The organism is Rhodobacteraceae bacterium S2214, assembly GCA_025141675.1.
Lineage (GTDB): Bacteria > Pseudomonadota > Alphaproteobacteria > Rhodobacterales > Rhodobacteraceae > Yoonia.
In genome coordinates this window covers 1,750,387-1,773,219 of the sequence record CP081161.1, presented here as the reverse complement: position 1 = coordinate 1,773,219, position 22,833 = coordinate 1,750,387, and the positions used below count along the sequence as shown (strand labels likewise).

At 55.6% G+C, this 22,833-nt stretch carries 24 protein-coding genes; 9 read left to right on the top strand and 15 right to left on the bottom strand.

Annotation, left to right across the window (positions count from 1 at the left end; genetic code table 11):
- Positions 1–29 precede the first annotated feature (29 nt).
- Positions 30–1,127: a LytTR family transcriptional regulator DNA-binding domain-containing protein gene (locus tag K3729_08870; protein ID UWR00997.1), complete on the bottom strand. Its 1,098-nt coding sequence runs from the start codon at positions 1,125–1,127 to the stop codon at positions 30–32.
- A gap of 314 nt (positions 1,128–1,441) precedes the next feature.
- Between K3729_08870 and K3729_08865 the strand changes: the two genes are divergently transcribed.
- A complete protein-coding gene (locus tag K3729_08865; protein UWR00856.1) occupies positions 1,442–1,858 on the top strand; it encodes a cytochrome c in 417 nt (138 codons plus the stop codon).
- A gap of 70 nt (positions 1,859–1,928) precedes the next feature.
- On the opposite strand, the gene K3729_08860 is transcribed toward K3729_08865, so the two are convergent.
- The gene (locus K3729_08860; protein ID UWR00855.1) at positions 1,929–2,258 is read right to left on the bottom strand and encodes a phasin family protein; all 330 of its coding nucleotides are present in this window, start codon (positions 2,256–2,258) and stop codon (positions 1,929–1,931) included.
- A gap of 156 nt (positions 2,259–2,414) precedes the next feature.
- Between K3729_08860 and K3729_08855 the strand changes: the two genes are divergently transcribed.
- The gene (locus tag K3729_08855; protein UWR00854.1) at positions 2,415–3,128 is read left to right on the top strand and encodes a VIT1/CCC1 transporter family protein; all 714 of its coding nucleotides are present in this window, start codon (positions 2,415–2,417) and stop codon (positions 3,126–3,128) included.
- A gap of 2 nt (positions 3,129–3,130) precedes the next feature.
- Here the strand turns inward: K3729_08855 and K3729_08850 are convergent, their stop codons facing one another.
- Positions 3,131–4,147, bottom strand: coding sequence for a LacI family DNA-binding transcriptional regulator (locus K3729_08850; protein ID UWR00853.1), 1,017 nt, complete (start codon positions 4,145–4,147; stop codon positions 3,131–3,133).
- A gap of 265 nt (positions 4,148–4,412) precedes the next feature.
- Between K3729_08850 and hisD the strand changes: the two genes are divergently transcribed.
- The 6 genes from hisD to K3729_08820 are packed head-to-tail and all read left to right on the top strand — an operon-like array spanning position 4,413 to position 9,671.
- Positions 4,413–5,720: a histidinol dehydrogenase gene (hisD, locus tag K3729_08845; GenBank protein ID UWR00852.1), complete on the top strand. Its 1,308-nt coding sequence runs from the start codon at positions 4,413–4,415 to the stop codon at positions 5,718–5,720.
- Positions 5,713–6,474, top strand: a complete 762-nt coding sequence (locus K3729_08840) for an SDR family oxidoreductase (protein ID UWR00851.1) — start codon at positions 5,713–5,715, stop codon at positions 6,472–6,474. The genes hisD and K3729_08840 overlap by 8 nt, the downstream gene beginning before the upstream one ends.
- The gene (locus K3729_08835; GenBank protein ID UWR00850.1) at positions 6,471–7,451 is read left to right on the top strand and encodes an alcohol dehydrogenase catalytic domain-containing protein; all 981 of its coding nucleotides are present in this window, start codon (positions 6,471–6,473) and stop codon (positions 7,449–7,451) included. Before K3729_08840 ends, K3729_08835 begins: the two co-directional genes overlap by 4 nt.
- A gap of 59 nt (positions 7,452–7,510) precedes the next feature.
- The gene (gene comD, locus K3729_08830) at positions 7,511–8,017 is read left to right on the top strand and encodes a sulfopyruvate decarboxylase subunit alpha (protein UWR00849.1); all 507 of its coding nucleotides are present in this window, start codon (positions 7,511–7,513) and stop codon (positions 8,015–8,017) included.
- Positions 8,014–8,568 (top strand): sulfopyruvate decarboxylase subunit beta, encoded by a 555-nt coding sequence (gene comE / locus K3729_08825; protein UWR00848.1) that lies wholly within the window; start codon positions 8,014–8,016, stop codon positions 8,566–8,568. The genes comD and comE overlap by 4 nt, the downstream gene beginning before the upstream one ends.
- On the top strand, positions 8,568–9,671 hold the full coding sequence (locus K3729_08820) for an alpha-hydroxy-acid oxidizing protein (GenBank protein ID UWR00847.1): 1,104 nt from the start codon (positions 8,568–8,570) through the stop codon (positions 9,669–9,671). Before comE ends, K3729_08820 begins: the two co-directional genes overlap by 1 nt.
- 31 nt (positions 9,672–9,702) lie before the next feature.
- Here the strand turns inward: K3729_08820 and K3729_08815 are convergent, their stop codons facing one another.
- The 10 genes from K3729_08815 to K3729_08770 all read right to left on the bottom strand — a co-directional run bounded on the left by K3729_08815 (position 9,703) and on the right by K3729_08770 (position 20,663).
- Positions 9,703–10,815, bottom strand: a complete 1,113-nt coding sequence (locus tag K3729_08815) for a Xaa-Pro peptidase family protein (protein ID UWR00846.1) — start codon at positions 10,813–10,815, stop codon at positions 9,703–9,705.
- 26 nt (positions 10,816–10,841) lie between these two features.
- Positions 10,842–11,444, bottom strand: coding sequence for an XRE family transcriptional regulator (locus K3729_08810; GenBank protein ID UWR00845.1), 603 nt, complete (start codon positions 11,442–11,444; stop codon positions 10,842–10,844).
- Between the two features lie 3 nt (positions 11,445–11,447).
- Positions 11,448–13,139, bottom strand: coding sequence for an ABC transporter ATP-binding protein (locus K3729_08805; GenBank protein ID UWR00844.1), 1,692 nt, complete (start codon positions 13,137–13,139; stop codon positions 11,448–11,450).
- A complete protein-coding gene (locus tag K3729_08800) occupies positions 13,136–14,086 on the bottom strand; it encodes an ABC transporter permease (GenBank protein ID UWR00843.1) in 951 nt (316 codons plus the stop codon). The genes K3729_08805 and K3729_08800 overlap by 4 nt, the downstream gene beginning before the upstream one ends.
- Positions 14,083–15,054, bottom strand: a complete 972-nt coding sequence (locus K3729_08795) for an ABC transporter permease (protein UWR00842.1) — start codon at positions 15,052–15,054, stop codon at positions 14,083–14,085. Before K3729_08795 ends, K3729_08800 begins: the two co-directional genes overlap by 4 nt.
- A gap of 143 nt (positions 15,055–15,197) precedes the next feature.
- Entirely contained in the window at positions 15,198–16,778 is a 1,581-nt protein-coding gene (locus K3729_08790) for an ABC transporter substrate-binding protein (protein UWR00841.1), read from the bottom strand.
- A 333-nt stretch (positions 16,779–17,111) separates the two neighbouring features.
- Complete coding sequence (locus K3729_08785; GenBank protein UWR00840.1) at positions 17,112–17,873, bottom strand: ATP-binding cassette domain-containing protein; 762 nt, start codon at positions 17,871–17,873, stop codon at positions 17,112–17,114.
- Positions 17,870–18,814, bottom strand: coding sequence for an iron chelate uptake ABC transporter family permease subunit (locus K3729_08780; GenBank protein ID UWR00839.1), 945 nt, complete (start codon positions 18,812–18,814; stop codon positions 17,870–17,872). Before K3729_08780 ends, K3729_08785 begins: the two co-directional genes overlap by 4 nt.
- Positions 18,807–19,751 carry an iron chelate uptake ABC transporter family permease subunit gene (locus tag K3729_08775; protein ID UWR00838.1) on the bottom strand — a complete coding sequence of 315 codons (945 nt, stop codon included), beginning with the start codon at positions 19,749–19,751 and terminating at the stop codon, positions 18,807–18,809. The genes K3729_08780 and K3729_08775 overlap by 8 nt, the downstream gene beginning before the upstream one ends.
- A 9-nt stretch (positions 19,752–19,760) precedes the next feature.
- Positions 19,761–20,663, bottom strand: a complete 903-nt coding sequence (locus tag K3729_08770; protein ID UWR00837.1) for a siderophore ABC transporter substrate-binding protein — start codon at positions 20,661–20,663, stop codon at positions 19,761–19,763.
- 100 nt (positions 20,664–20,763) lie between these two features.
- Here K3729_08770 and K3729_08765 point away from each other — a divergent pair, with 100 nt between their 5' ends.
- On the top strand, positions 20,764–21,066 hold the full coding sequence (locus K3729_08765; protein ID UWR00836.1) for a DUF2218 domain-containing protein: 303 nt from the start codon (positions 20,764–20,766) through the stop codon (positions 21,064–21,066).
- Positions 21,067–21,113: 47 nt separating this feature from the next.
- Here the strand turns inward: K3729_08765 and K3729_08760 are convergent, their stop codons facing one another.
- Together K3729_08760 and K3729_08755 are read right to left on the bottom strand one after the other, a co-directional pair.
- Entirely contained in the window at positions 21,114–21,968 is an 855-nt protein-coding gene (locus tag K3729_08760; protein UWR00835.1) for an ABC transporter permease, read from the bottom strand.
- Positions 21,965–22,831, bottom strand: a complete 867-nt coding sequence (locus tag K3729_08755) for an ABC transporter permease (GenBank protein ID UWR00834.1) — start codon at positions 22,829–22,831, stop codon at positions 21,965–21,967. Before K3729_08755 ends, K3729_08760 begins: the two co-directional genes overlap by 4 nt.
- Between the last annotated feature and the right edge of the window lie 2 nt (positions 22,832–22,833).

The window sequence follows — 22,833 nt, the reverse complement described above, 5'->3', positions numbered from 1 at the left end:
GCGCCGATTTCCGCACGAATGGCGCGGGCCTACGCCAGCAGCGCGTCTTGCGTGGCTTTCAATTTGGATCGGCTCACCGGCGCTGGCGGGATCGTGTCCGTATCAAACAGACACCGCCCCTTGTCTTTGGACCGTTCGAAGCGGGCGACCTTGGACGGGTTCACCAAATAGCTGCGATGTGTCTGGATAAAGCCCGCGGGCAACAGGCGCTTCGTGGCCTCAGTAATCGGCCAAACGCAAAACAGGCGATCCTGTTCGGTGTAGATCTGCGTGTAATGCCCGTCTGCGCGGACAAAGACGACATCACTAGGTGCCACAAAGATTTTGCCCCCGTCCCGTTCGCATGGAATTTGTAGTCCGACAGGTGTCTGAATATCCGCATCATCGACGAGATCGATGGCTTCGGCGAAAGGACTGGCGACGAGGTAAGTTGTACTGACCCACAAGAAGCCGCCAAAAATCACAAAACTGGACACGATGACGCCAAGGGCCAAAACTTCGTTGCTCATGCTTGGGCCAAATTCAGCAACTTGCGGAACGGCTACAAATTCGGTCCCTGCCATTGCCAGAAAGTGTACCGACCCAACCGCGACAGCAAAACACAGCGTTCCAAGAAAGATATTGCGGTTCGTCCGATGCCCGTAAGCCACCCGAAACGCCAAGATGCACAAAACAATCGCGACAATTGACGATTCTGCGATTCCAAGGGGCGTATAGATCGCGCGGCACAATTCTAATCCCGCCATCCCGATGTAATGCATGACCAGAATGCCCACGCCGACGACGGCGCCTGCTGAGCCAATCACTAAAGGCGTGCGGTCGGTGAAATGCAGTAAGATTAATGCAGCACCCACGATCAGGATTGCGGTCAATGCCGAAATCAGCGTGATCGCTGCGTCGTAATAGAACAACACAGGTAACTGCAGACCCAACATCGCGACAAAATGCATCGACCAAATGCCGCCGCCTAATGCGATAGCGGCTAAGGCCACAGACACTTTCTTTTGGATCAAAGATTTCTGCGACAGATTGCGCGTCAACGATAATCCCGTGAACGCCGCTGCAGTTGCAACGAGGCAGGACATGATGACCAGAAAGAAGTCATGACTGAAGCTAAGCGTTTCCATTGCGGACAAAATGACCAAAGAAATGGCACTTGGCAATTATCGATTTTTTGATCGGCCTGCTAAAGCCTATCTTTCTATCCTTAATTCAACACATGAAGGTGCTATCGCAACACACGGGCATTACTATGAAAATTGTAGATGCCGCAAATCCACTCGCATGTCGTGAATCGTAGAATTCCAATACGCTGCAGATGCTTGCGGTCTGAGCAGAACCTTGAGGTAAATCAAAGCTGCATCATCGCATCAACCCTACGATCATAGGAGAAAGCAGCGCCAAACGGACTGTTTTCAAGGAACAATACAAGGCGAATGACATGACCATGATGAAAGCAGTTACCACAACGATTGCAGCGCTATCGCTTACCGCTTGTGTTGCGGATCAGAACAGCATTTCGGCGGATAGCGCCCGTGGAAAGCAGTTATTCGATAATCAATGCGCGATCTGTCACGGGGCGAACGGTGAAGGCGCAGGACCGGCATCGCTTGGCCTAGGTGCGCCACCACCAAGTTTGCAATTCCTTGCGGCATCGAACGATGGCGTTTTTCCTCGGAACTATGTGCTGAGCGTCATCCAAGGTCTTGATCGTCACACGGATCCCACCGCCGCGATGCCCATCTTTGGCGACGGCGCTATGGGCCAACCGATCACGGTCAACAATGACGGCGTAACCGAGACCCTGCCGTCAGACATGTTGGCGCTTCTCGCCTACTTGAAAACGGTGCAGCGATAAGTTGCTTTAAGCATAAGCGTAAAAGGAACAGGCCAACCTGCTAGGGTTTCCGGCCTATTCCATGTTGATACTAGACTGGCGTATGTTTTGTCCCGCTTAGGACAGGACCACACAGACCCGCGCTTGCCAATCGCCCCGCTTCCGCTGTGTAGTCTTGATAGGCCTTCTGGACGAACGCGACCTGAATATCGCGCGCGTCTTCGATCGTCTTGCAGCGTAACAACGCATTTTGCGTCTTCAGATCTTCGGCCAAACGGTCCGAGATAAATGAAACGAAATCTGCATGCATTTGCATCGCGTGCCAAAACGCGCCTGTCCCCATCCAGTCCATTGCCCCAAACATACCGCCGGTCGCAACGCCGCTGAAATCCTTCGAATTTTTGTGCGTTTGTTCCGTCATCGCAATCTCCCCCATGTTCATTTGATACAAGCAGTATGGCTCAGTCATCGTCGGCGTGCGTTGACATGCATCAACGTCGCCTCGTCAGATCATGTCATAGTGACATCAAGTGCGGTTCGCCTGTGACGGCTGCGCACATGACGGAAAGGAACCACGATGACGCTAGAGCATGGACATTCGCATTCCGAAATTGCCGCCCGCTTAAACGCCCGCAATGGCGGCGGCGGGCTTAGGGATGCAATTTTTGGCGGCATTGACGGAACTGTCACGACTTTTGCAATTGTTGCGGGCGTGCAAGGTGCGGGGCTACCAGGTGGGATCATTGTTGCACTTGGCATGGCGAACGTCGTCGCAGACGGTTTTTCGATGGCGGCAGGCAACTACGCGGGCACGAAGGCCGTCGCTGATGATCGCGAAAGGCTGCGCAAAGTTGAAGAGCGCCACATCATGCTGAACCCACAAGGCGAACGCGACGAATTGGACCAAATTCTCGGGCGTAAAGGGTTACATGGCGAAGTTAAGGCGCAAGCCGTCGACATGATAAGCCGCGACAAGGATCAATGGATCGCCATGATGTTGACGGATGAATACGGCCTGCCACCGACGGACCCTGCCCCGTTACGGGCCGCAGTCATCATTTTTGGTGCGTTTGTATTGGCCGGGTTGCTGCCGCTTCTTCCTTATCTGGTTGGCCTCACTGATCCTTTCGTATGGTCCATTATTGCGTCTGCCTTCACCTTCTTTGGGATCGGCGCAATCAAATCACAATGGGCATTGGCACCGTGGTGGCGGTCAGGGCTTGAAACATTCCTCATCGGTGGCACGGCGGCTGCGTTGGCGTTTGCTGTTGGACGCTTGTTCCATCCCTGAACCTAGACGGCCGCCAGCGATTCCCGCATCACAATGGAAACGTTCAGCTGACGTCGGACAGTGTTGGCATTGCCGTCGATCAGTTTGACCAGTTCGCGCGCAGCTGTCCCGCCCATTTCACGATGCGGGACATGCACGGTCGTTAGTGTCGGGGACAAATGTTGGGCAAGTTCGATGTCGTCAAATCCGGTGATAGAAACGTCGTCGGGTACGGAATACCCCAACTGCCGCGCCCGCAACATCGCCCCTGCTGCAAGTACATCGTTTCCACACATCACAACGCTCGGCGGCGTTTCAGACTTCATCAGGGCTTCAAAAGCGTTGGCACCGTTGTCAGTGTCGTACGGCGTTTGAACAATCGGCAAATCATCCAGATCAAATCCGTTGGCCACCCAACTATCCCGAATACCGGTCAATCGCTCTGCGGCGCGATCGTTGCCATCAGCGATCCCCGAAATCACGGCAATACGCTTATGACCCATCGAAATCACACGGTCCGCTAACATCCGCATCGATGCGCGATTATCAAATCCGACCGACGAACGCGACAAGTCTGATCTGTAAGCCCAAGCAAGCATTGTTGGGATACCACGCCGGTCCAAGTAGTCGTAAACTGCCTTTTCGCGTTCATACCCGATCAGCAACAGACCTTCCGCACCACGTGCAACGAGCGCACGGATTTGTTCAGCCTCGAGTTCCGGTCGGTACGCGCTGCTCGACACAAGCAGATTGTAACCATGGTCATGCAGCGTTTCCTGAAACGCCTGAAGCCCCCGTGCAAAGATGGCGTTTTCCATCGTCGGGATGATAGCACCAATCGTATGGGTGCGCCGCGCTGCCATCGCTCGCGCATTGAAATTGGGCGTATAGCCCAAAGCCTCGACGGCTTTCATGACCTTATCACGGGTCGGCTTTGAAACCTTATCCCCAGCATTCAAACACCGCGACACCGTTGCCGTCGAAACGCCAGCCGCACGCGCGACATCATCAAGCGTTGGAATGGAATGGGATGTGGACATGGCGGTTCGTTTCCTGATTTCAGCGGGTCTATAACATGGTTTGCGAAAAACTGAACATGGATGCAACGACAATGTAAGCGCTTGCATGAATCAGATGAAAGCGCTTACATCGCAACATGGATAGTAGATCGCAAACATCGTCACGCACCGTCCCCCATCCTTTTGGGGGCGTCACGATCGTCTGCTCCCTTTGCTTCGTCATTTCTCACGCCCTTGCGGCCTTCACACCATTCTTCCCAAAATTCACAAATAGGATCGCTAACTCATGACCCGTGAATACCTCAAAAAAGCGTCGCTAACGTCTGCCTCCGGCGCGTCAGATGTGCATGACACTGTCGTTGGCATCCTGTCCGATATCGAAAACGGCGGTGATGCGAAGGCGCTTGAATACGCCACAAAGTTTGATCGCTACGACGGCGACATCATGTTGAGCCAAGAAGCCATCGATGCTGCATGTGCGTTGGTTCCTGAGAAACTGAAAGCAGACATTCGATTTGCACATGATAACGTCAAACGCTTTGCCGAACTTCAGAAAGGCACAGTCGCAGACGTCGAAATGGAAATTTCACCGGGTTATGTCGCCGGTCAAAAAGCGATCCCCGTTGATGCCGCGGGCTGCTATGTGCCGGGCGGTCGTTACAGCCATATCGCCTCTGCAATCATGACAGTCACCACGGCAAAAGTCGCCGGTTGCAAGCATATCACCGCATGCTCTCCTCCCCGCCCTGATGTCGGCGTGGCCCCTGCGATTGTGTACGCGGCGCATATCTGCGGCGCTGACAAAATCCTAGCGATGGGTGGTGTACAGGGCGTGGCTGCCATGACCTACGGACTTTTTGATCTGCCGAAAGCCAATATTATCGTGGGTCCGGGCAATCAGTTCGTTGCCGAAGCCAAACGCATTCTTTTCGGGCGCGTGGGGATCGATATGATCGCGGGCCCAACTGACAGTCTGATCTTGGCCGACAAAGATGCAGACGCCCATATTGTCGCCACGGATTTGGTGTCGCAGGCGGAACACGGCTACAATAGCCCCGTATGGCTCGTCACCGACGACCGCGCTCTTGCGGAAAAAGTCATGGCGATTGTGCCTGATTTGATCGCAGACCTACCCGAATTGAACCGTGAAAATGCATTCGCCGCTTGGCGCGACTATGCAGAAGTTATCGTCTGCAAAGACCGCGTCGATATGGCCGCGTGCAGCGATGAATACGCCCCCGAACACCTGACGGTCCAAGCATCAGATCTCGACTGGTGGCTTGATAATCTGACCTGCTACGGATCGCTGTTCTTGGGTGAAGAAACCACCGTCTCGTACGGTGACAAGGCATCTGGCACAAACCACGTTTTACCGACGTCCGGTGCGGCCGGATATACAGGTGGGCTTTCGGTGCATAAGTACATGAAAATCGTCACATGGCAGCGCGCCACGCAAGAGGCATCCAAAGATGTCGCCATCGCCACAGCACGGATTTCTCGGCTCGAAGGTATGGAAGGCCACGCCCGCGCCGCTGACGTACGACTGGCAAAGTATTTCCCCACCGAAAACTTCGATTTGAGCGCCGATGATTGATCCCAATTCGCTCTTTGACCTCAGCGGAAAAGTCGCATGTGTGACTGGGGCCAGTTCCGGTCTGGGGCGGCGCGCCGCACTGGTCTTGGCAGAGGCTGGCGCGCGTGTCGTTGGCGTCGCCCGCCGCGGCGACGCGCTCGACGATCTTTGCCATGAAATTGGGCCACCGGCAGCGGCGGTCATTGCGGATGTTGCGGATCGGGACGGTATCGCGGATGTGGCCGCTGCGATTGCAACCCCCTTTGGGTCGCCCGACATTGTTGTTCATGCTGCGGGGCTGAACACCCGTGAAGCGGCTGATGATGTCACGCCGGACGGCTGGGACAAAACCATTGCGATTAATCTGAACGCGCCATTCTTCCTCAGCCAGACGCTGGTGCCCGCGATGAAAGAAAAACGCTGGGGGCGGATCGTCAACTTCGCGTCCCTTCAGACAACCCGCGCGTTCCCCGGCGGGATCGCATATGGCGCAACCAAAGGAGCCATCGGGCAACTTACACGCGCCATGGCGGAAAGCTGGTCCCCCTTTAACATTACAGCCAACGCGATTGGTCCCGGGTTCTTTCCGACCGAATTGACGGCAGCGGTGTTCGACGACCCAGACCGCGCTGCGCGCAATGCGGCCCAGACCTGCATGGGGCGCAACGGCGGTGTTGAAGACATCGATGGGCCGATCCTGTTTTTGTGTTCGGACGCATCGTCTTACGTGACAGGACAAGTCTTGATGGTTGATGGAGGGTTTACCGCAAAATGAAAGCTTTGGTTTATGACGGGGTTGAGACCCTTAATTTTCGCGACGTCCCTGATGCAGTCGCCGGAACCGACGAACAGCTGATCCGTGTTGAGGCGGTCGGCATCTGCGGGTCCGACATGCACGCCTATCTTGGCCATGACGCGCGTCGCCCTGCCCCGCTGATCCTTGGCCACGAAGCTGCAGGCACGATTATGGGTGGTGATCACGACGGCATGCGCGTGACGGTCAATCCGCTAGTGTCTTGTCTGGTTTGCCCCGCCTGCAAATCGGGTCGCGAAAACCTGTGTCCAAAACGCGAAATCATTTCGATGCCGCCACGCGAAGGCGCATTTGCACAATTCATAGCCATGCCCATGCGAAATCTGGTCGAAGTGCCCGACAACATCGCCTTGTCCAAAGCGGCACTTGCTGAACCCTTGGCGGTCAGTTGGCACGCCGCACGTTTAGGGATCGAAGCCTTGCATCCATCGATGGATCGGCGCGCTATCGTCATTGGCGGCGGCGCTATCGGGCTTGCTGCGGCACTTGCGTTGCAAGCGATGGACATGCCGGACGTCACGATCATCGAACCAAATGATCCGCGTCGCGCCTACCTTAACGATCATTGCGGCCAAACTGCCGTAGCAGAGGCATCCGGTCCGGCCCCATTAGTCGTCGACGCTGTTGGTTATGGTGGCACACGCGCGACCGCATCTAGTTTTGTGGAACCCGGCGGTGTTATCGCTCATGTTGGATTGGGCGATGATGCACCGGGGTTCGACGTCAGGCGGGCCACGCTTCAGGAAATCACGTTTATCGGGACGTATACCTACACAGCGCAAGATTTCAGGGACACAGCCGCCGCGATCTACGACGGACGTCTTGGTCCACTGGACTGGACGGACCACCGACCTTTGTCCGACGGTGCGCAAGCGTTTCGGGATCTGCGTGCGGGTCGCGTTGCAGCACCTAAGATCGTTCTCAGCCCATGGGACTGATCTGACCCGCTCTGACAAAAACATCTCTTTTCTACTCAAGCCTGAAAGGTTCCAACCTCATGAACATCGACAAGAAGATCTGCGACGATCTTGTTGCGAACGACGTGTCATTTGTCACGACCGTGCCATGCAAACAATTGGCTGGTGTGATTGATGAAGTCGAAAAGCGCGACGATATCTTCCACATCCCATCCAACAAAGAAGACGAAGGCATGGGCCTGTGTGCCGGTGCGCATATGGCGGGCAAACGTCCTGCGATCATTATGCAGAACACCGCGATTGGTGTGACGATCAACACGCTGGCCACGCTGATCCAATACTACCGGATGCCTTTGCCGATGATCATCTCCTACCGTGGTGAATTGCGCGAACCAGTCGCGTGTCAGGTGGAAATGGCGGTGCACACAAAGGCGTTGCTGGCGCAGATGAACATCCCAACTTACCACTTCCATTGGCAAAAGGACGTCGAAGAATTCGACAACATCCTGAAGTATACCTTCATGTGCAACAAACCTGTGGCGATCCTGACCGACGCCAACTTCTGGGGAGGCTACGGGGACCAATGATCCGTTCTGAAATCTTAAAAGAAATCGCGCCCATCATCCGTGATCACCTCGTGGTCTGTAACATCGGGCTGCCAAGCCAAGAACTGCATATGATCGACGACCAGCCGAACAACTTTTACATGTTGGGCACAATGGGCCTGTCGTCCTCTATCGGCTTTGGTCTGGCCTTGTCGCAACCGAAACCTGTTATCTCTATTGATGGCGACGGGTCGGTACTGACGAACCTAGGCACATTGCCCACAATCGCGAACAACGCCACGGGCAACTACACGCTGTTGATCATCGACAACGGGTCTTACGGATCAACAGGCGACCAGCCAACCTACGCAGGCCAAAAGACGAACTTGACTGATGTTGCGCGGGCATGTGGTTGCGACAATGTCGTCGAAGTGCAGGACAAAGACCTTGGTCCAGTGCTGCAAGACGCAATCGACAGCGACGAGATGACGATCATCGTGTGCAAATGTGACAGCGGCAATATCAAGCTGCCCGTGATCACCATGGACCCTGTCGTCATCAAAGACCGCTTTATGAAGGCAGTGGCGTCCTAATGTTCAGCGCCGCCGCGCATATTCATTCTGCAAACGATGCGCGGCGGCTGGCCAAACGCAAGCTCCCTTGGATGGTGTTCGACTATATCGACGGGGCCGCCGGGGCGGAAGTGGGGGCAAAGCGCAATCGTGCTGCCTTGGATGCGATCACGCTAGAACCCCGCATTTTGCGGGACGTCAGTCAGCGCAATCTCGGCACATCCATTTTCGGGAAATCCGCGCAACGCCCATTTGGCATCGCGCCAATGGGCATGTGTAATCTCAGCGGACCGGGCGCGGATATGATGCTCGCACGGCTCGCCGCGCGCTATCAGGTGCCCCATGGGGTATCGACGGTCGCATCAACCCCACTGGAAAAGATCATCGAAACGGCCGACGGGCACGCGTGGTTCCAACTGTATTTTAGCGGTGACGGGCAAGGCACCTTCAAGCTTGTCGAACGGGCGCGCGCTGCAGGCTACGAAACATTGGTCTTAACCGTCGATGTGCCCGAAGTCGGGCGTCGCCCACGCGAATTGCGCCACGGTTTCAAGATGCCGTTCTCGATCGGCCCACGCCAATTCATCGATTTTGCGCTGCACCCACGTTGGTCATTCAGCCAACTGGCCGCAGGGAAACCGCAAATGGCGAACTTTGAAATGGACGGCTATGCTTTCGACCGGACCGAAAGTCGTGCGAAGGCCGACTGGGACACCCTTTCGCGATTGCGCGACATGTGGTCTGGAAACTTGGTCGTCAAAGGCGTTGTGAATGTCGAAGATGCCGTTGCCCTAAAAAACGCAGGCGTTGACGGCATTCAGGTGTCCAGCCACGGATCACGTCAGCTAGAAAGCGCCCCTGCTCCAATAGATCGGCTGCCGCATATCCGCACGGCAGTCGGCAATGAATTCCCCTTGTTTTACGACAGTGGCTTACGCTCTGGTGAAGACGTTCTGAAAGCCATGAACGCCGGTGCCGATTTCACTTTCTTCGGGCGGCCCCTGCAATTCGCAATCGCTGCAGCCGGCGAAGCGGGATTGAACAAGATATGGGATGTTTTCAGTGAAGAACTGTCTTCCGCAATGGCACAAACCGGCGTGATCGACCTTTTGGGCAAATCATAGGTTTCGTCCAGCGCGGTGACGTCACGATCCCCTAGCGGGGTGCGATCTGTAACACCTTCCGGGACAAACCGGACAGAACTTCTGGCCCATCAGGTCCAAGATGAACGATGTCCTCTAGCCTGATGCCGAAAGCGTCCGTCAAATAAATACCCGGTTCAATCGAAAAGACGTTTCCAGCGTTCAGGGCCTGATCATTGCTCGCCGTCATATAGGGCGGTTCATGCACATCAACGCCTAACCCGTGCCCCGTCCGATGTGAAAACGCAGAACCATAGCCTGCAGTTTCAATCAGACCCCGCGCGGCCCCATCAATTGCGCTGCACGCAACACCGGGTTTGGCCGCAGACAACGCCGCCTGCACCGCATCTTCCACAATACCCGCGACCTGTGTGAACTCAGGCTCAGGCGTATCCCCGTACCACGCACACCGCGTCATATCGGACGGATAACCGTTCAATCGGCAACCCGCATCAATCAGCACAGCCATCTCGGGCTGCAACACATCCGCACCCGTGTGGTGATGCGGGAAGGCGCTGTTTGGGCCAAAAGCCACGATACAGAACGCCGGCTCTGCCCCATGGGCGCGGTAGTGATCGACGATGATCGTTTTGACGTCGTTTTCAGACATACCCGTGCGCAGCGACGCAAAGGCCAGTTCAAATGCGCTGTCGTTCAGGCGGGCGCAGTCGCGCAGCAGCTTGTGCTCATCGGCATCCTTTTGCGCCCGCAACAGACCGACCGTGTCTTGGGTAAACCTACGGGTTGGGGCGTCAAGCTGATCCAGTAGCAAGAACGCGAAATCCGCCCGCATCATTTCATCAAGGACAACGCTGAGGCCCGGACGTTTAACGTCAAGTTCAGTTAGTAAGGCGGTCAGCGCATCCAGCGGGCCATCCGTATCGCTCCATTCGTAAAACGGGACGCTGTCGCATTGGGTGCGCGCGGCGTCGGCGTTCAGCTTCGGCATCAGGACACCAGCGTTATCAGCCGTCACCAAAGCCATCACAGGCCGTTCATCGCCATGCGGGTTCAGCCCCAATAACCACTGCATATGACTGCTGGGACCGATAGCGATCAAATCGGTGTTCGTGTCGGCCATTCGCTGGCGCAACCGTGCCAATCTGTTGTCCGTGATGTCAGTCATACGACCCTCCAGTTGCGATAACCGCCCTAGCCATCTTGGCCGGGCAGCCAGTTTTTTGTCGGTCCTTGCAGCACGACCAATGTTCCCGTCCACATCATGCGGGCTGGCGTGTCGCCGAGCGTTTTCCATGCGTGCGGGGTCATGCCGTTGTAATGCAGGCTGTCACCCTCGCGCAGGGTAAAGGCCTCTCCGTCCAGTGTTTTCTCGATAGAGCCGCTGAGGATATAAATGAACTCCTCACCCTCGTGCTGGAACGTCTCAGACACAAAACCGGGTGGGCAGTTCATGATATATGCAGACAGTTCGTGACCGGGAAACTCGGAGCTTAACGCCTCATACGTCACGCCCGAATCCGAAATCGAAAACTTCGGGCGCTTATCCGCATAAGACACAGCATCGCCCGGTTTCGGGCGGGCGACAAAGTAATCAAGCCCCAGATCCAACGCATGTGAAATCTGCGCGAGCGTGCCCAGCGACGGCGTCGCATTGCCGCGTTCAACCTGCGACAGATACCCCACAGATATGCCTGCCTTGTCGCACAATTCCTTCAGCGTCAGCTTGCGTTGCTGCCGGCATTTCCGGATCATTTGCCCCAGCTTGGCCGGTTCGATACTCCCCCCCCCGATCATCGCCTACCCCGACAACTGCGCGAGCCGTGGCATCAGCTCTAGTAGCTTCTTAGTGTAGTCCTGCTGCGGGTTGGCGAACAGCGTCTCAGTATCTTGCACTTCGACCAATTGGCCTTGTTTCATTACGCCAACGCGGTCGCACATTTGGCGGACAACCGGTAGATCGTGACTGATAAACAGCATGGTCAGGCCAAGGTGTTCCTGCAAATCTTTCAGAATGTTCAGAATTTGCGCCTGAATAGACACGTCCAACGCGCTGGTTGGTTCGTCGCAGATCAGGAACCGTGGCTGCGTGGCCAAGGCCCGCGCGATGGAAATCCGTTGGCGTTGCCCGCCCGAAAATTCGTGCGGATATTTCGCCGCCGCCGCACGGGTCAGCCCAACACGATCCAGCAATTCCTGCACCCGCCCGCTGATCTGGTCAGGCGGCAGGATTTTGTGATGCACCAGCGGTTCAGCCACGATGCTTTCGACCTTCATCCGTGGATTAAGACTGGAAAATGGGTCTTGGAAGATCATCTGGATTTGGCGGCGATACCCTGCAATTTCGGCAGGCGTCATCGCCGTCACATCATCACCGTCGAACTTGATACGGCCTCCGTCCACATCAAGCAGCGTGCCGATCATCCGCGCAACGGTGGATTTACCAGACCCGCTTTCGCCGACAAGCCCGAAGACCTCGCCGTCTTTGATATCAAACGATACCTCGTCCACAGCCGTAAAATAGGTTCGCCACGACGGCAGGATCGCTGATTTTTCCAAGAATTTCTTCGTGATCCCCTCGACCTCAAGCAGCTTGCCGGATTTCGACGGTTCTGATTTGGTCCAGTTCCGCGCGAGGTCTTCGATCTTGAACGTCGTCTCACGGCCACCATAACTGACCTGCGGAAAACGGTGCAGTTTGACCTGCGGACGCGGCACAGCAGAAATCAGCGACTTGGTATATTCATGCTTCGGCGCGCTGAGAACTTGATCGGTTGACCCGTTCTCTACCACTTGTCCGTTGTACATCACCGTGACTTGTTCGGTGGTATCCGCGATCACGCCCATGTCGTGGGTCACAAGGATCACGCCAACTTGGGTCTCGCGGGCCAGTTCCTTGATCAGATCAAGAACCTGGGCTTGGATCGACACGTCCAACGCGGTCGTGGGTTCGTCAGCCACGATCACAGACGGCTCTGAACAAAGCGCCAGCGCAATCACCACACGTTGCCGCATACCGCCGGAAAACTGGTGCGGGTACTGGTCAAAACGGGTCTTGGGATCGGGGATCGACACACGATCAAGCAAGGCCAAAGCACGTTCTTTGGCTTCTTTGGCGGATACCTTGAGATGTAACTGGATCGTCTCAACCAGTTGTTCACCAATGGTAAACAGCGGGTTCAATGACGTCAGCGGATCCTGAAAGATCATCCCGATCTCACGACCCCGAATGGCGCGTTGTTCTTCGACGCTCAGGTTGTCGATACGACGCCCCTTAAGCCAAATCTCGCCAGACGCGATCCGCGCAGGGTCATCTAGCAGGCCAATCACGGCATTGCCGGTCATCGATTTGCCCGCCCCGCTTTCGCCAACCACGCCACGGATTTCACCGGGCCGGATGTCGTAGGTCACGTTGCGCACAGGCTTGAACAGGCCGTGCCGGGTCGGGATTTCGACGGTCAGGTCACGGATGGATAGGACAGGTTCGGTCATTTTAACCTCGGGTTCAAAGCGTCACGCAGCCAGTCGCCCAGCATGTTCACGCTAAGGGCCAGCGCAAGCAAAGTGCAGGCCGGGAAGAACAAGATCCACCATTCGCCTGAGAACAAGAAACCTTGGCCGACGCGTATCAGCGTGCCCAAAGAAGGCTGTGTGGCAGGTGCGCCGACGCCAAGGAAGCTCAGCGTGGCTTCTGCGATGATTGCAAGCGCGAGTGAAATCGTGGCGATCACCAACACGGGCGACAAAATATTCGGCAGGATGTGGCGTAACATGATGATAAAAGGCTTTCGACCGATCAGCCGCGCAGCTGATACGTAGTCTTTGCCTTTCTCGACCAGCGTGGCCCCGCGCACAACGCGGGCAAACTGCACCCAATCGGACAAGCCAATCGCAAGGATCAGGACCCAAATCGCCATCTGGTCGCGGTTTTCAACGGGTGTAATCCCCTTAGCGATCCCGAAGATCAGCATCGCCACCAAGATCGACGGGAACGTCAGCTGCACGTCGGCTGCCCGCATGATGAAACTGTCAGCCCAGCCGCCAAAGTAACCAGCAAGCAGCCCCAAGAAGATGCCAAGCACGACGGCAAACAAGACAGCAGCAAAGCCCACGAAAAGAGAAATCCGCATCCCGTACAGGATAGTCGAAAATACATCGCGGCCCTGATCGTCGGTGCCTAACAAGAACGTCTCGCCGGTGAAGGCATTCGGCGCCGTGGGTGGCGTAAACCCGTTCATCAGGTTCAATGACGATGGATCAAACGGGTTGGTCGGCGCGATCAGAGGCGCAAACACCGCCGACAGGATCAGCAAAGTGGCAACCACCGCAGACACCATCGCAACAGGGGACCGTTTGAAAGCGTAAAACAAGTCGCTATCAAGCGCGCGGCGCATGCGTGACGGCACGACCTCGGTTGTGGAATTCGGGTGATCAGTCATTTCGCGGCCACCCTAAGACGAGGATCAATGAAGGCATATAAGATATCCACCAGAAGGTTGATGACGACAAACATCACCGAAATCATCATCAGATACGCGGCCATCACCGGAATATCGACAAACTGAATTGCGTTGATGAACAACAGGCCCAAACCGGGCCACTGAAACACGGTTTCAGTAATGATCGCAAAAGCGATAATCGCGCCAAGCTGAAGACCGATCACCGTAATCACCGGTACCATCGTGTTCTTCAAAGCATGGCGGAAATTGATGACCCGTTCGCTGAGCCCACGGGCGCGGGCAAACCGGATGTAATCTTGGCGCAGGACCTCAAGCATCTCAGACCGGACAAGCCGCATGATCAGTGTCATTTGGTAAAGGCCCAGCGTGATCGACGGCAGTATTAAGGCTTTCAAACCGGATTCTGTCAAGAAACCCGTGGTCCACCAGCCAACCTGCACGACTTCGCCGCGGCCAAAGCTAGGCAACCATCCCAGTTCGACAGAGAACAGATAGATCAACAAAATCCCGATCAGGAACGTCGGCAAGGACACCCCGATCAACGAGGCGGACATGATAAAGTTCGCAACAAACCCGTCGCGGCGGATCGCGGTAAACACACCCAGTGCAATCCCTACGACGATGGCGAAAATGGCGGAAAGTGCGGCCAACTCCAGCGTTGCGGGGGCGCGTTCCATAATAATTTCAGACACTTCGCGGCCTTGCCGGTAGCTGACGCCAAAATTGCCCTGCACGGCTTCACCCAAGAATTTAACGTATTGCACAGGGATCGGTCGATCCAGACCAAGCTGCGCGCGCAGACGTTCGATGTCTTCCATCGTGCGTTCTTGACCCAGCATGTTGTCAATGGGATCGCCCACAAAGGTGAACATTGAAAACGCAATTGCCCCGGTGATGATCAACACCAAAAGGGACTGGAATATGCGTTTAAGGATAAACGGCAGCATCGCGAAGGCCTTGCTTTGCCAGCGCAGCCCGACGGGCCGCTGGACAAGTTTTGAAAGGATTGGAAACTGGACGGGGGCAGCCTGCCCCACCTGTCCAGTCGAAAAGGCGCGCCCACATAAAGCGGGCGCGCCGTCATGCGAATTTACTGCATGGTGAAGTATTTGACGCGTGGCTGATCCTCTGGATCGACCTCGATGCCAACGTTTTCAGCCATACCCCAGTTCAGCACCTGGTGGTGGATCGGGATGTAAAGCTGCTCGTCTTGAATCACACGCCAGATGCCGGCGATGTCCGCGTTACGCGCGTCAAGATCGGTGTTGGATGCAAGCGACTTGATGGTTTCGTCCAGCTCATCGTTGTCGTAGCCAGTGCCGTTCCATGTCCCGATGTCGTCTTCACGACCGTGCACGAGGAAGTTGAAGATGTACTCGGAATCATAAGTTGGAACACCCCAACCCAGCATGTAGAAATCCGTCGCACCATCAGTGATTTTCGGGAAGTGCTGCGCCTTCGGGATTGCATCAAGGTTCACGGTGACACCGATCTGACCCAGCATGCCAACAGCCGCCTGACAGATCGCTTCATCGTTGATGTAACGGTCATTCGGGCAATCCAAACGGATAGAGAACCCATCTTCGTAGCCAGCTTCAGCCATCAGCGCCTTGGCGCCTTCAACGTCAGTGACGCTTTCGCCGTCCATTTCAGCAGTCCAGCCGTTCACGAATGGCGGGGCAATCATGCCAGCTGGTTCGGACTGACCACGCATTACAACTTGTTGAATCGCATCGCGGTTGATCGCCATGGACATCGCTTTACGAACGCGAACGTCAGCCAATGGGTTAGCACCATCAACATCATCAGCTTCGATATCGTCAGCGCCTTGGTTCATACCAAAGAAGATAACGCGGTTTTGTGGGGCTTGCTTCACAACAAGACCGTCAGCATCGCCTACGCGCGCCAAATCCTGAACCGGCATATCCTGCAAGAAATCGATTTCACCAGACAACAAAGCCGCTACGCGAGTCGCAGCGTTCTGAATTGGTGTGTAGACAATTTCGCTGACTTCCAGCGGGAATTCGTCGCGACCCCAATAGGCTTCGTTGCGGGCCATCACGGTTTTCACGTCTGGCTCACGGCTGACAAGTGTATACGCACCGGTGCCGTTGACGTTTGTCGTAGCAAAAGTGATCTCGCCGCCTTCAAAGTCTTGAACATTGACTGTGTTATTTGCCTCTGTCCAATCCTTGTCCATCATGAACAGGTTGGTCAGGTTGGATGGCAGGATCGGGTTTGGACCGTCTGTTTCGATCTCAACCACATAATCGCTGACAGCGCGAACAGCGGTGATCGAACCAATCAGTTCTTTCATGTCAGAATTAGGCTGCTTTGCACGCTCAAAGCTGAAGACCACGTCTTCTGCTGTGAAGTCAGCACCATCGTGGAATTTCACACCTTCGCGCAGGTTGAACACCCACACATTCGGGTTGTCAGCACTTGGTGCCCAGTCAGTCGCCAGTGTCGGAACAAAGTTCCCGGCAGTGTCGCGGATGATCAGCGGCTCATACATCTGGTGACGCATTGTGTGGCTGGGGCCTTCGTTTTGGGAATGCGGATCAAGCGTCAGCGCGTCGCCCGCACGGGCCCAGCGAAGTGTTTCAGCATTGACCACAGCGGCGGACGACATCAGCGCCGCAACCGTCAAAAGGGCAGTTGTTTTTTTCATAGTAACCTCTCCGTTCGTGTTAGTTTTATGCAGGCAGTTTTGTTGGTTTGGGAACCGGCTGCAAATCCGGTCGTATGACGCGTCTTGTTCGGAATCGCGCGTCTTTATGGGGTAAATCTTTGATTTATATTATTATTTCAGCCCCTAAGTATCGATACCCAATTGGGCGTGGGCTGACGGTAGAAATAAAACTTAGGATTTACAATAATTATTTTTGTGGCGCTAGGAACGACCGATCCGCAGATCGCTATCTGCCTATGCAAAGCCTGCCAGAGCTTCGGCAGTGTGGCAAGCATGATCAGTTGCAAAAGACCCTTTAAACTCGCCTCGCCTTTAACTTGGCACCACCACGTCATGACCAGAGACTTGTTTCATTGCCAGACCGGTTTCGAATAGATCGCTCAACATCGGACCAGTCATGGTCAGGATGCGCGGGCCAGTGACAACCAATCGTCCGTCTTTCAAGGCGACAATCCTGTCCGCATAGCGTGCTGCGACCCCAAGGTCGTGCAGCACAATGATGACGCTACGTTGGGTTTGGCCGGGTCTGGTCAGCGCATGCAGGCGATCCATAATGTCGCGCACATGACGTGGATCAAGCGCGGATAATGGTTCATCCAACAGCAACCACGGCGTTTCTTGCGCCCATGCCATTGCAATAAAAGCCCGTTGGCGTTGACCGCCAGACAGGGAATCCAATCGACGGTCTGCCAAGGCACCCAAATCAAATGCCGCGATCGCGTCGGCTATCTTGCGGTGATCTTCTTCTTTGGGGCGTCCTTGGTGATGGGGCCAACGTCCGAAGCTCACTAGTTCACGCACACTAAGCCTTGCGGTGACCTGTTCGTTCTGCGCAAGCAACGCCACGCGACTGGCCCGTTCGGCTGGCCGGGCGTTGATCATGTCGCACCCTTCTACCTTAACCTGCCCCTGCGTCGTCTTAATCAGTCCGGCAATCGCGGTCAGCAAGGTCGATTTCCCCGCACCATTGGGACCGATGAGGGCGGTAATCCCACCCTGCCCGAACTTCAGCGACACATCCTTCAAGATGTCGGTTCCGTTCATTGTGACCGTTAAATTATCAACGTGGATCATGGTTTAGACCTGCGCAAAACGAGGAAAAGGAAAAGAACGCCGCCCACAAATTCAACCACAACTGTCAATGTGGATTGCAACCCGAGCAGGCGTTCAAAGACGAATTGTCCGCTGACGAGGATGGTCGCCCCAATCACTGCGGCGGCGGGCAAAAGCTGCGTGTGACGCCATGACGGAAGGACCGCATGGGCCAGACTGGACGCAAGCAAGCCCAAGAATGTAATCGGCCCGACAAGCGCGGTTGAAGTGGCCACCAGCAACGCCACAAGGCTCAATGCCATGAACACGACACGGTCATAATCAACGCCTAGCGGCAACGCCACGTTTCGCCCAAGCGCGACCACATCCAGATAGCGTGCGATGTTTAGCGCGCCAAATAGGGATGCCCCAAGGATCACCGCAGCAACCGCCAATTGGGTTTCGTCAACCGCCCCAAAAGTAGCGAAGGTGGCTTGCTGAACGATAGTGAATTCGGATGGATCTAGCATGCGTTGCGCCAATCCCGCCAACCCACGCAGCAACACGCCAAGGATGACGCCCGTCAACACGAGGCGCAGTATGTCCTCTGCGCCATTGCGCAAGAGTACGCTGAACAGCGCAACGGCCGCGATCACAAGGATAGCCGTTTCCATCCCGAACTGCGCCAAGGGTGGCAGGGCAGCGAAGCCGACACCGCCCAATGTCAGGACCAATGCCGGTTGGATGAATACAAACAGCGCGTCAAAACCGACAATGCCGGGGGTGAGCATGCGATTGGACGCGATGGTTTGGAACAATACCGTGGCTGTGCCAATCGCGGCACCAACCACGCAGAGTGCAGCCACTTTGGTAAATCGCAACGACAGGATGAACCCCATTGGCGAACGCAAATTCCAGAATAGAAACAGGCCGCAAGCCACAACCAGCAGGCCGATCAAGAAGAACAGACGCCGCTCAACCATGGAATTGCCTCGGGGCCGCGTGCAGCAGCCACAGGAAAATGCCCGCGCCGATCACAGCGAAAACCGTTCCAGCGGGAATCTCATAGGGGAAGCGGATCACGCGACCAATGATGTCACAACCCAGCACCATGCAACCGCCCAACCATGCCACGAGCGGCAAGTTCCGGCGCAGATTATCGCCCCGCCAGCGCGACACGATATTGGGCACAACCAATCCGACAAACGGGATAGACCCGACACTGACCACGACGACGGCCACGATGATCGACACAAGGATCAGCCCCGCCAATAAGGTTTGGCGATAGTCTAACCCAAGGCTGCGCGCCGCGTCTTCACCAAGGCCGAGCATGGTAATGCGATCCGCCGCGAACCAGACCAGCGCGGCTATCGCTGCGACAATCCAAAGCAGTTCATACCTGCCCTGCAGCACGCCCGAAAACTCGCCGCTTTGCCAAACACCGATGTACTGCACAAGGTCTGTCGTCCAGGCCAACCACAACACCGCAGCACCGATGATGCCGCCGTAGATCAGTCCGACCAATGGCAACAACACGGGATCACGGCGTGGCACATGGCGGGCCAGCCAAAGAAATCCCAACGTGCCGACTAATGCAGTAGCAGCCGCGACCGACATTTTTATCATCAGCGCGGCACCGGGTGCGATCAGCGTTACGATAAGAAGGCCAAGCATTGCGGATTCTGGTGTGCCAACCAAACTGGGCTCTACCAACCTGTTCTGCACCGACATCTGTACCACCACACCCGCCAGCGCCAATCCGGCCCCAGCCAGAAGTGCGGCGAACGTGCGTGGCAAACGACTGACCAGCATCACCATTTGCCGATCAAGATCGCCCGCAAAGATATCAGCAACCCCAATCAAACAACTCGCCCCCACGAGAAGGGCGAGCGTTAGGGCCGCATAGAGCCTGTATTGCACGGGTCTGCCTTAGCTTGGCTCAGCGGAAAACGCGGCGACAACTTCGTCAATCGTGCCCGTCATGGACTGGTATCCACCACCCACGAGGTACAGACGCGCAGAATCGAGGTACACAATCTGATCATTCTGACCTGCCGTCGTACCTGCAACCAACGGGTTATCCAGCGTCACAGCTGCCGCCTCCCCCTCTTGGCCAATGGCCGCGCCACGGTCGACAACGAAAATCCAATCAGGGTTTACTTCCGCAATGAATTCAAAAGAAATCGCTTCGCCATGGGTTTCGGCGTTCAGCTCTGGGAACGCTTCTGGCAATCCCAATGCGGTATGTAGCCAACCAAATCGAGAATCGTCGCCATAAGCGGACACCTTCCCGCCGTTGGTCAGGACGATCAATGCATTGCCTTGCCCATCCGTCACGTTGCGCGCGTTCTCAATGGCGGCATCAAGGTCGTCCAGCAGCGCGGTCGCCGTGTCTTGCTGCGCAAACATCGTGCCGTAGGCCGTGACACGCGCCTGCGCATCCGCCAAAAGATTGTCGCCAGAGATGGTCATGTCGATGGTCGGTGCAATAGCGGACAAGGGTTCAACCTGCGACTGCGACCGCCCACCAGCGATGATAAAATCCGGTGCCATGACAGCCAAGGCTTCGAAATCAGGTTCAAACAACGTGCCCACCGTCGGCGTACCGTCGAACGCGTCCGCAAGATAGGACGGCGGCGCGATGACCGGAACGGCAGCTACATCAACACTAAGTGCTGTCAGCGTGTCCAATGCAGTAAGATCAAATGTCACTACGGTTTCGGGCGCCACCGGAACTGTAACCGCCCCAACTGCGGTTTCAATCTCGGTGGTTTGGGCCAGAGCCAGCACAGGCATAGCGGCGAAACCCGCCGCGACGATCATCGTTTTCATGGTGAACCTTTCAGGTAAGAGAACGTCGGGCGGCGGCTAGACATTATTGAGTGAATCAGTCAGGCATTATTTCCGACACAAATACTCAGGATAAAATCACATGCAAGTCGAAATGTCAGACCGCGGACAATTCCCGACCGAACACGCAAGCCGATACCTTCAACAATTGTGCAAACACTTCGCCCACAAAATTGAAGTACAGTTCGATGAAACGTCCGGCACTGCACAGTTCCCGTTTGGTTCAGCAACGCTGACAGCAACACGCGAGCGGCTTGATGTCGTTTTGACAGCAGCTAACGAAGAAGGTCTTGAACGATCACGCAGGGCAATCGACAGCCATCTAGAAACATTCGCTTTTCGCGAAGGGTACACCAAAATGAACTGGGGCTCATTGTTGGACTAGCAGGGTTCGCCTCCCACGCGTAACCGTGCTACTCTTTCACAACGGCCCTACGCCTTGCGCCCCTGAAACAACAACGACAACACCCCAAGCAAAGCGGACACCATTATCAACAGCAACGACACCGCGTTCAGTACCGGCGTTGATCCCTGTTTCAGCTTGTCGAACATAGCGATGGTAAGCGGTGAATCCGATCCCACCAGCATCAATGTTGTGTTGAAATTCTCGAAACTCATCAATACGGACACGACCGCTGAGGCCACAATCGCAGGCAATAGGAACGGCAGCGTAATCTGTCGGATCGCGCCCCATTTGCTGGCACCAAGGTTCAGTGCCGCCTCTTCCAAACTGGGGTCGAATTTCTGCAGACGAGCCGAAATCACGAGCGTCGCAAAGGTCGTGATGAACGAAAATTGACCCAAGATCACAAGGAGCAGACCCGGACGCAGTCCGTCGAACCACAGCCCTGTCGCGTCTTCAAGCGCATTCGCGATCGAACTGGAAAAAACAAGGATAGAAATGCCAAGGATCACACCCGGAATGATCAGCGGCAACAGCATCAGCACATACAGAAACGCTTTGCCACGGAAATCATGGCGCACAAACAGGAATGCGTTGCAGGTGCCCACGAACACCGCAAGCCCAGACACCCACGTCGCCACGAAAGCCGATGTGCCGATCGAACGCACAATCGCCCGTTCATGGAACACGCCGATAAACGGCGCCTCGGTCCCGAAGAACCAAGCAAGGGTGAAACCCTCCCATGGCAACGACGGAAACACGCTGTTGTTAAAGGCAAAGACGCAGACCACCGTTAGCGGCAGCGCCAGATAGATAAAGAACGCGGTGACATAGGCGCGGTAGCACCATTTCGCAAAGGCGGGTTGGGGGACTGTCGGGATCATGCGCGCCCCATCGTATCAGTCAGCGATTGCCGCGACAGTTTCAGCCCAGCGAACACCACAAGCGATGACAGGCCCAGCAACAAGAACCCAAATGCAGACCCCAGTTCCCAGTTAAACCGCGTGATAAATTGCGTGTAGATCATGCCGGTGAACCACAGGCTGTCCTTTCCGCCCAACAGGATCGGCGTCAGGTAATTGCCAAGCGAGAGCATGAAAACAACGATACAACCCGACACGATCCCCGGCATCGCGTGCGGGATCACGATCTCGCGCATGATCGACGTACTTGTACCGCCCAGATCATAGCCCGCCTCGATCAAGCTGTCGTCGAGGCTATCAAGCGTCGTCACAAGCGGCACAACCATGAACAGGATCGACGTATAGACCAGCCCCACCATGATCGCCGCGTCATTATACAACATTTCGACCGGTCCATCGACGATGCCCAGCGATTGCAGCAGATTCGAGAAAACACCCGTCTCGCGCAGCAGGATCATCCAGCCAAATGTGCGGACAAGCTCGGACACCCAGAACGGGATCATGCACATCAGAAAGAGCGTGGTTTTGGTGCGGCCACGGGTCAGCTTTGCGATGTAATAAGCAATCGGAAAACCAAGGATCAGCGTCAGTACCGTCGCAAGGATCGACATAATCGCCGTCCGCGCAAAGGTGCGCCAGTATAGCGGTTCGTTAAAGAACGCAGCATAATTGGCAAAACCGGTTTCATATTCGCGTGGTCCGACTTTTTCGCTGATCGAGACGATGAACAGCCCCACATGCGGCAGGATGATCAGCACGACTAACCACAGCAGGATCGGCGCAAGCAGCAGGTAAAACCCGAGGCGAGATGTATCAGAAACCATCG

Excerpts from the sequence above, each read along its gene's own strand:
- K3729_08870 (UWR00997.1), bottom strand. The coding sequence starts at position 1,127 with ATGGAAACGCTTAGCTTCAGTCATGACTTCTTTCTGGTCATCATGTCC.
- K3729_08865 (UWR00856.1), top strand. The coding sequence starts at position 1,442 with ATGACCATGATGAAAGCAGTTACCACAACGATTGCAGCGCTATCGCTT.
- K3729_08860 (UWR00855.1), bottom strand. The coding sequence starts at position 2,258 with ATGACGGAACAAACGCACAAAAATTCGAAGGATTTCAGCGGCGTTGCG.
- K3729_08855 (UWR00854.1), top strand. The coding sequence starts at position 2,415 with ATGACGCTAGAGCATGGACATTCGCATTCCGAAATTGCCGCCCGCTTA.
- K3729_08850 (UWR00853.1), bottom strand. The coding sequence starts at position 4,147 with ATGTCCACATCCCATTCCATTCCAACGCTTGATGATGTCGCGCGTGCG.
- hisD (UWR00852.1), top strand. The coding sequence starts at position 4,413 with ATGACCCGTGAATACCTCAAAAAAGCGTCGCTAACGTCTGCCTCCGGC.
- K3729_08840 (UWR00851.1), top strand. The coding sequence starts at position 5,713 with ATGATTGATCCCAATTCGCTCTTTGACCTCAGCGGAAAAGTCGCATGT.
- K3729_08835 (UWR00850.1), top strand. The coding sequence starts at position 6,471 with ATGAAAGCTTTGGTTTATGACGGGGTTGAGACCCTTAATTTTCGCGAC.
- comD (UWR00849.1), top strand. The coding sequence starts at position 7,511 with ATGAACATCGACAAGAAGATCTGCGACGATCTTGTTGCGAACGACGTG.
- comE (UWR00848.1), top strand. The coding sequence starts at position 8,014 with ATGATCCGTTCTGAAATCTTAAAAGAAATCGCGCCCATCATCCGTGAT.
- K3729_08820 (UWR00847.1), top strand. The coding sequence starts at position 8,568 with ATGTTCAGCGCCGCCGCGCATATTCATTCTGCAAACGATGCGCGGCGG.
- K3729_08815 (UWR00846.1), bottom strand. The coding sequence starts at position 10,815 with ATGACTGACATCACGGACAACAGATTGGCACGGTTGCGCCAGCGAATG.
- K3729_08810 (UWR00845.1), bottom strand. The coding sequence starts at position 11,444 with ATGATCGGGGGGGGGAGTATCGAACCGGCCAAGCTGGGGCAAATGATC.
- K3729_08805 (UWR00844.1), bottom strand. The coding sequence starts at position 13,139 with ATGACCGAACCTGTCCTATCCATCCGTGACCTGACCGTCGAAATCCCG.
- K3729_08800 (UWR00843.1), bottom strand. The coding sequence starts at position 14,086 with ATGACTGATCACCCGAATTCCACAACCGAGGTCGTGCCGTCACGCATG.
- K3729_08795 (UWR00842.1), bottom strand. The coding sequence starts at position 15,054 with ATGCTGCCGTTTATCCTTAAACGCATATTCCAGTCCCTTTTGGTGTTG.
- K3729_08790 (UWR00841.1), bottom strand. The coding sequence starts at position 16,778 with ATGAAAAAAACAACTGCCCTTTTGACGGTTGCGGCGCTGATGTCGTCC.
- K3729_08785 (UWR00840.1), bottom strand. The coding sequence starts at position 17,873 with ATGATCCACGTTGATAATTTAACGGTCACAATGAACGGAACCGACATC.
- K3729_08780 (UWR00839.1), bottom strand. The coding sequence starts at position 18,814 with ATGGTTGAGCGGCGTCTGTTCTTCTTGATCGGCCTGCTGGTTGTGGCT.
- K3729_08770 (UWR00837.1), bottom strand. The coding sequence starts at position 20,663 with ATGAAAACGATGATCGTCGCGGCGGGTTTCGCCGCTATGCCTGTGCTG.
- K3729_08765 (UWR00836.1), top strand. The coding sequence starts at position 20,764 with ATGCAAGTCGAAATGTCAGACCGCGGACAATTCCCGACCGAACACGCA.
- K3729_08760 (UWR00835.1), bottom strand. The coding sequence starts at position 21,968 with ATGATCCCGACAGTCCCCCAACCCGCCTTTGCGAAATGGTGCTACCGC.
- K3729_08755 (UWR00834.1), bottom strand. The coding sequence starts at position 22,831 with ATGGTTTCTGATACATCTCGCCTCGGGTTTTACCTGCTGCTTGCGCCG.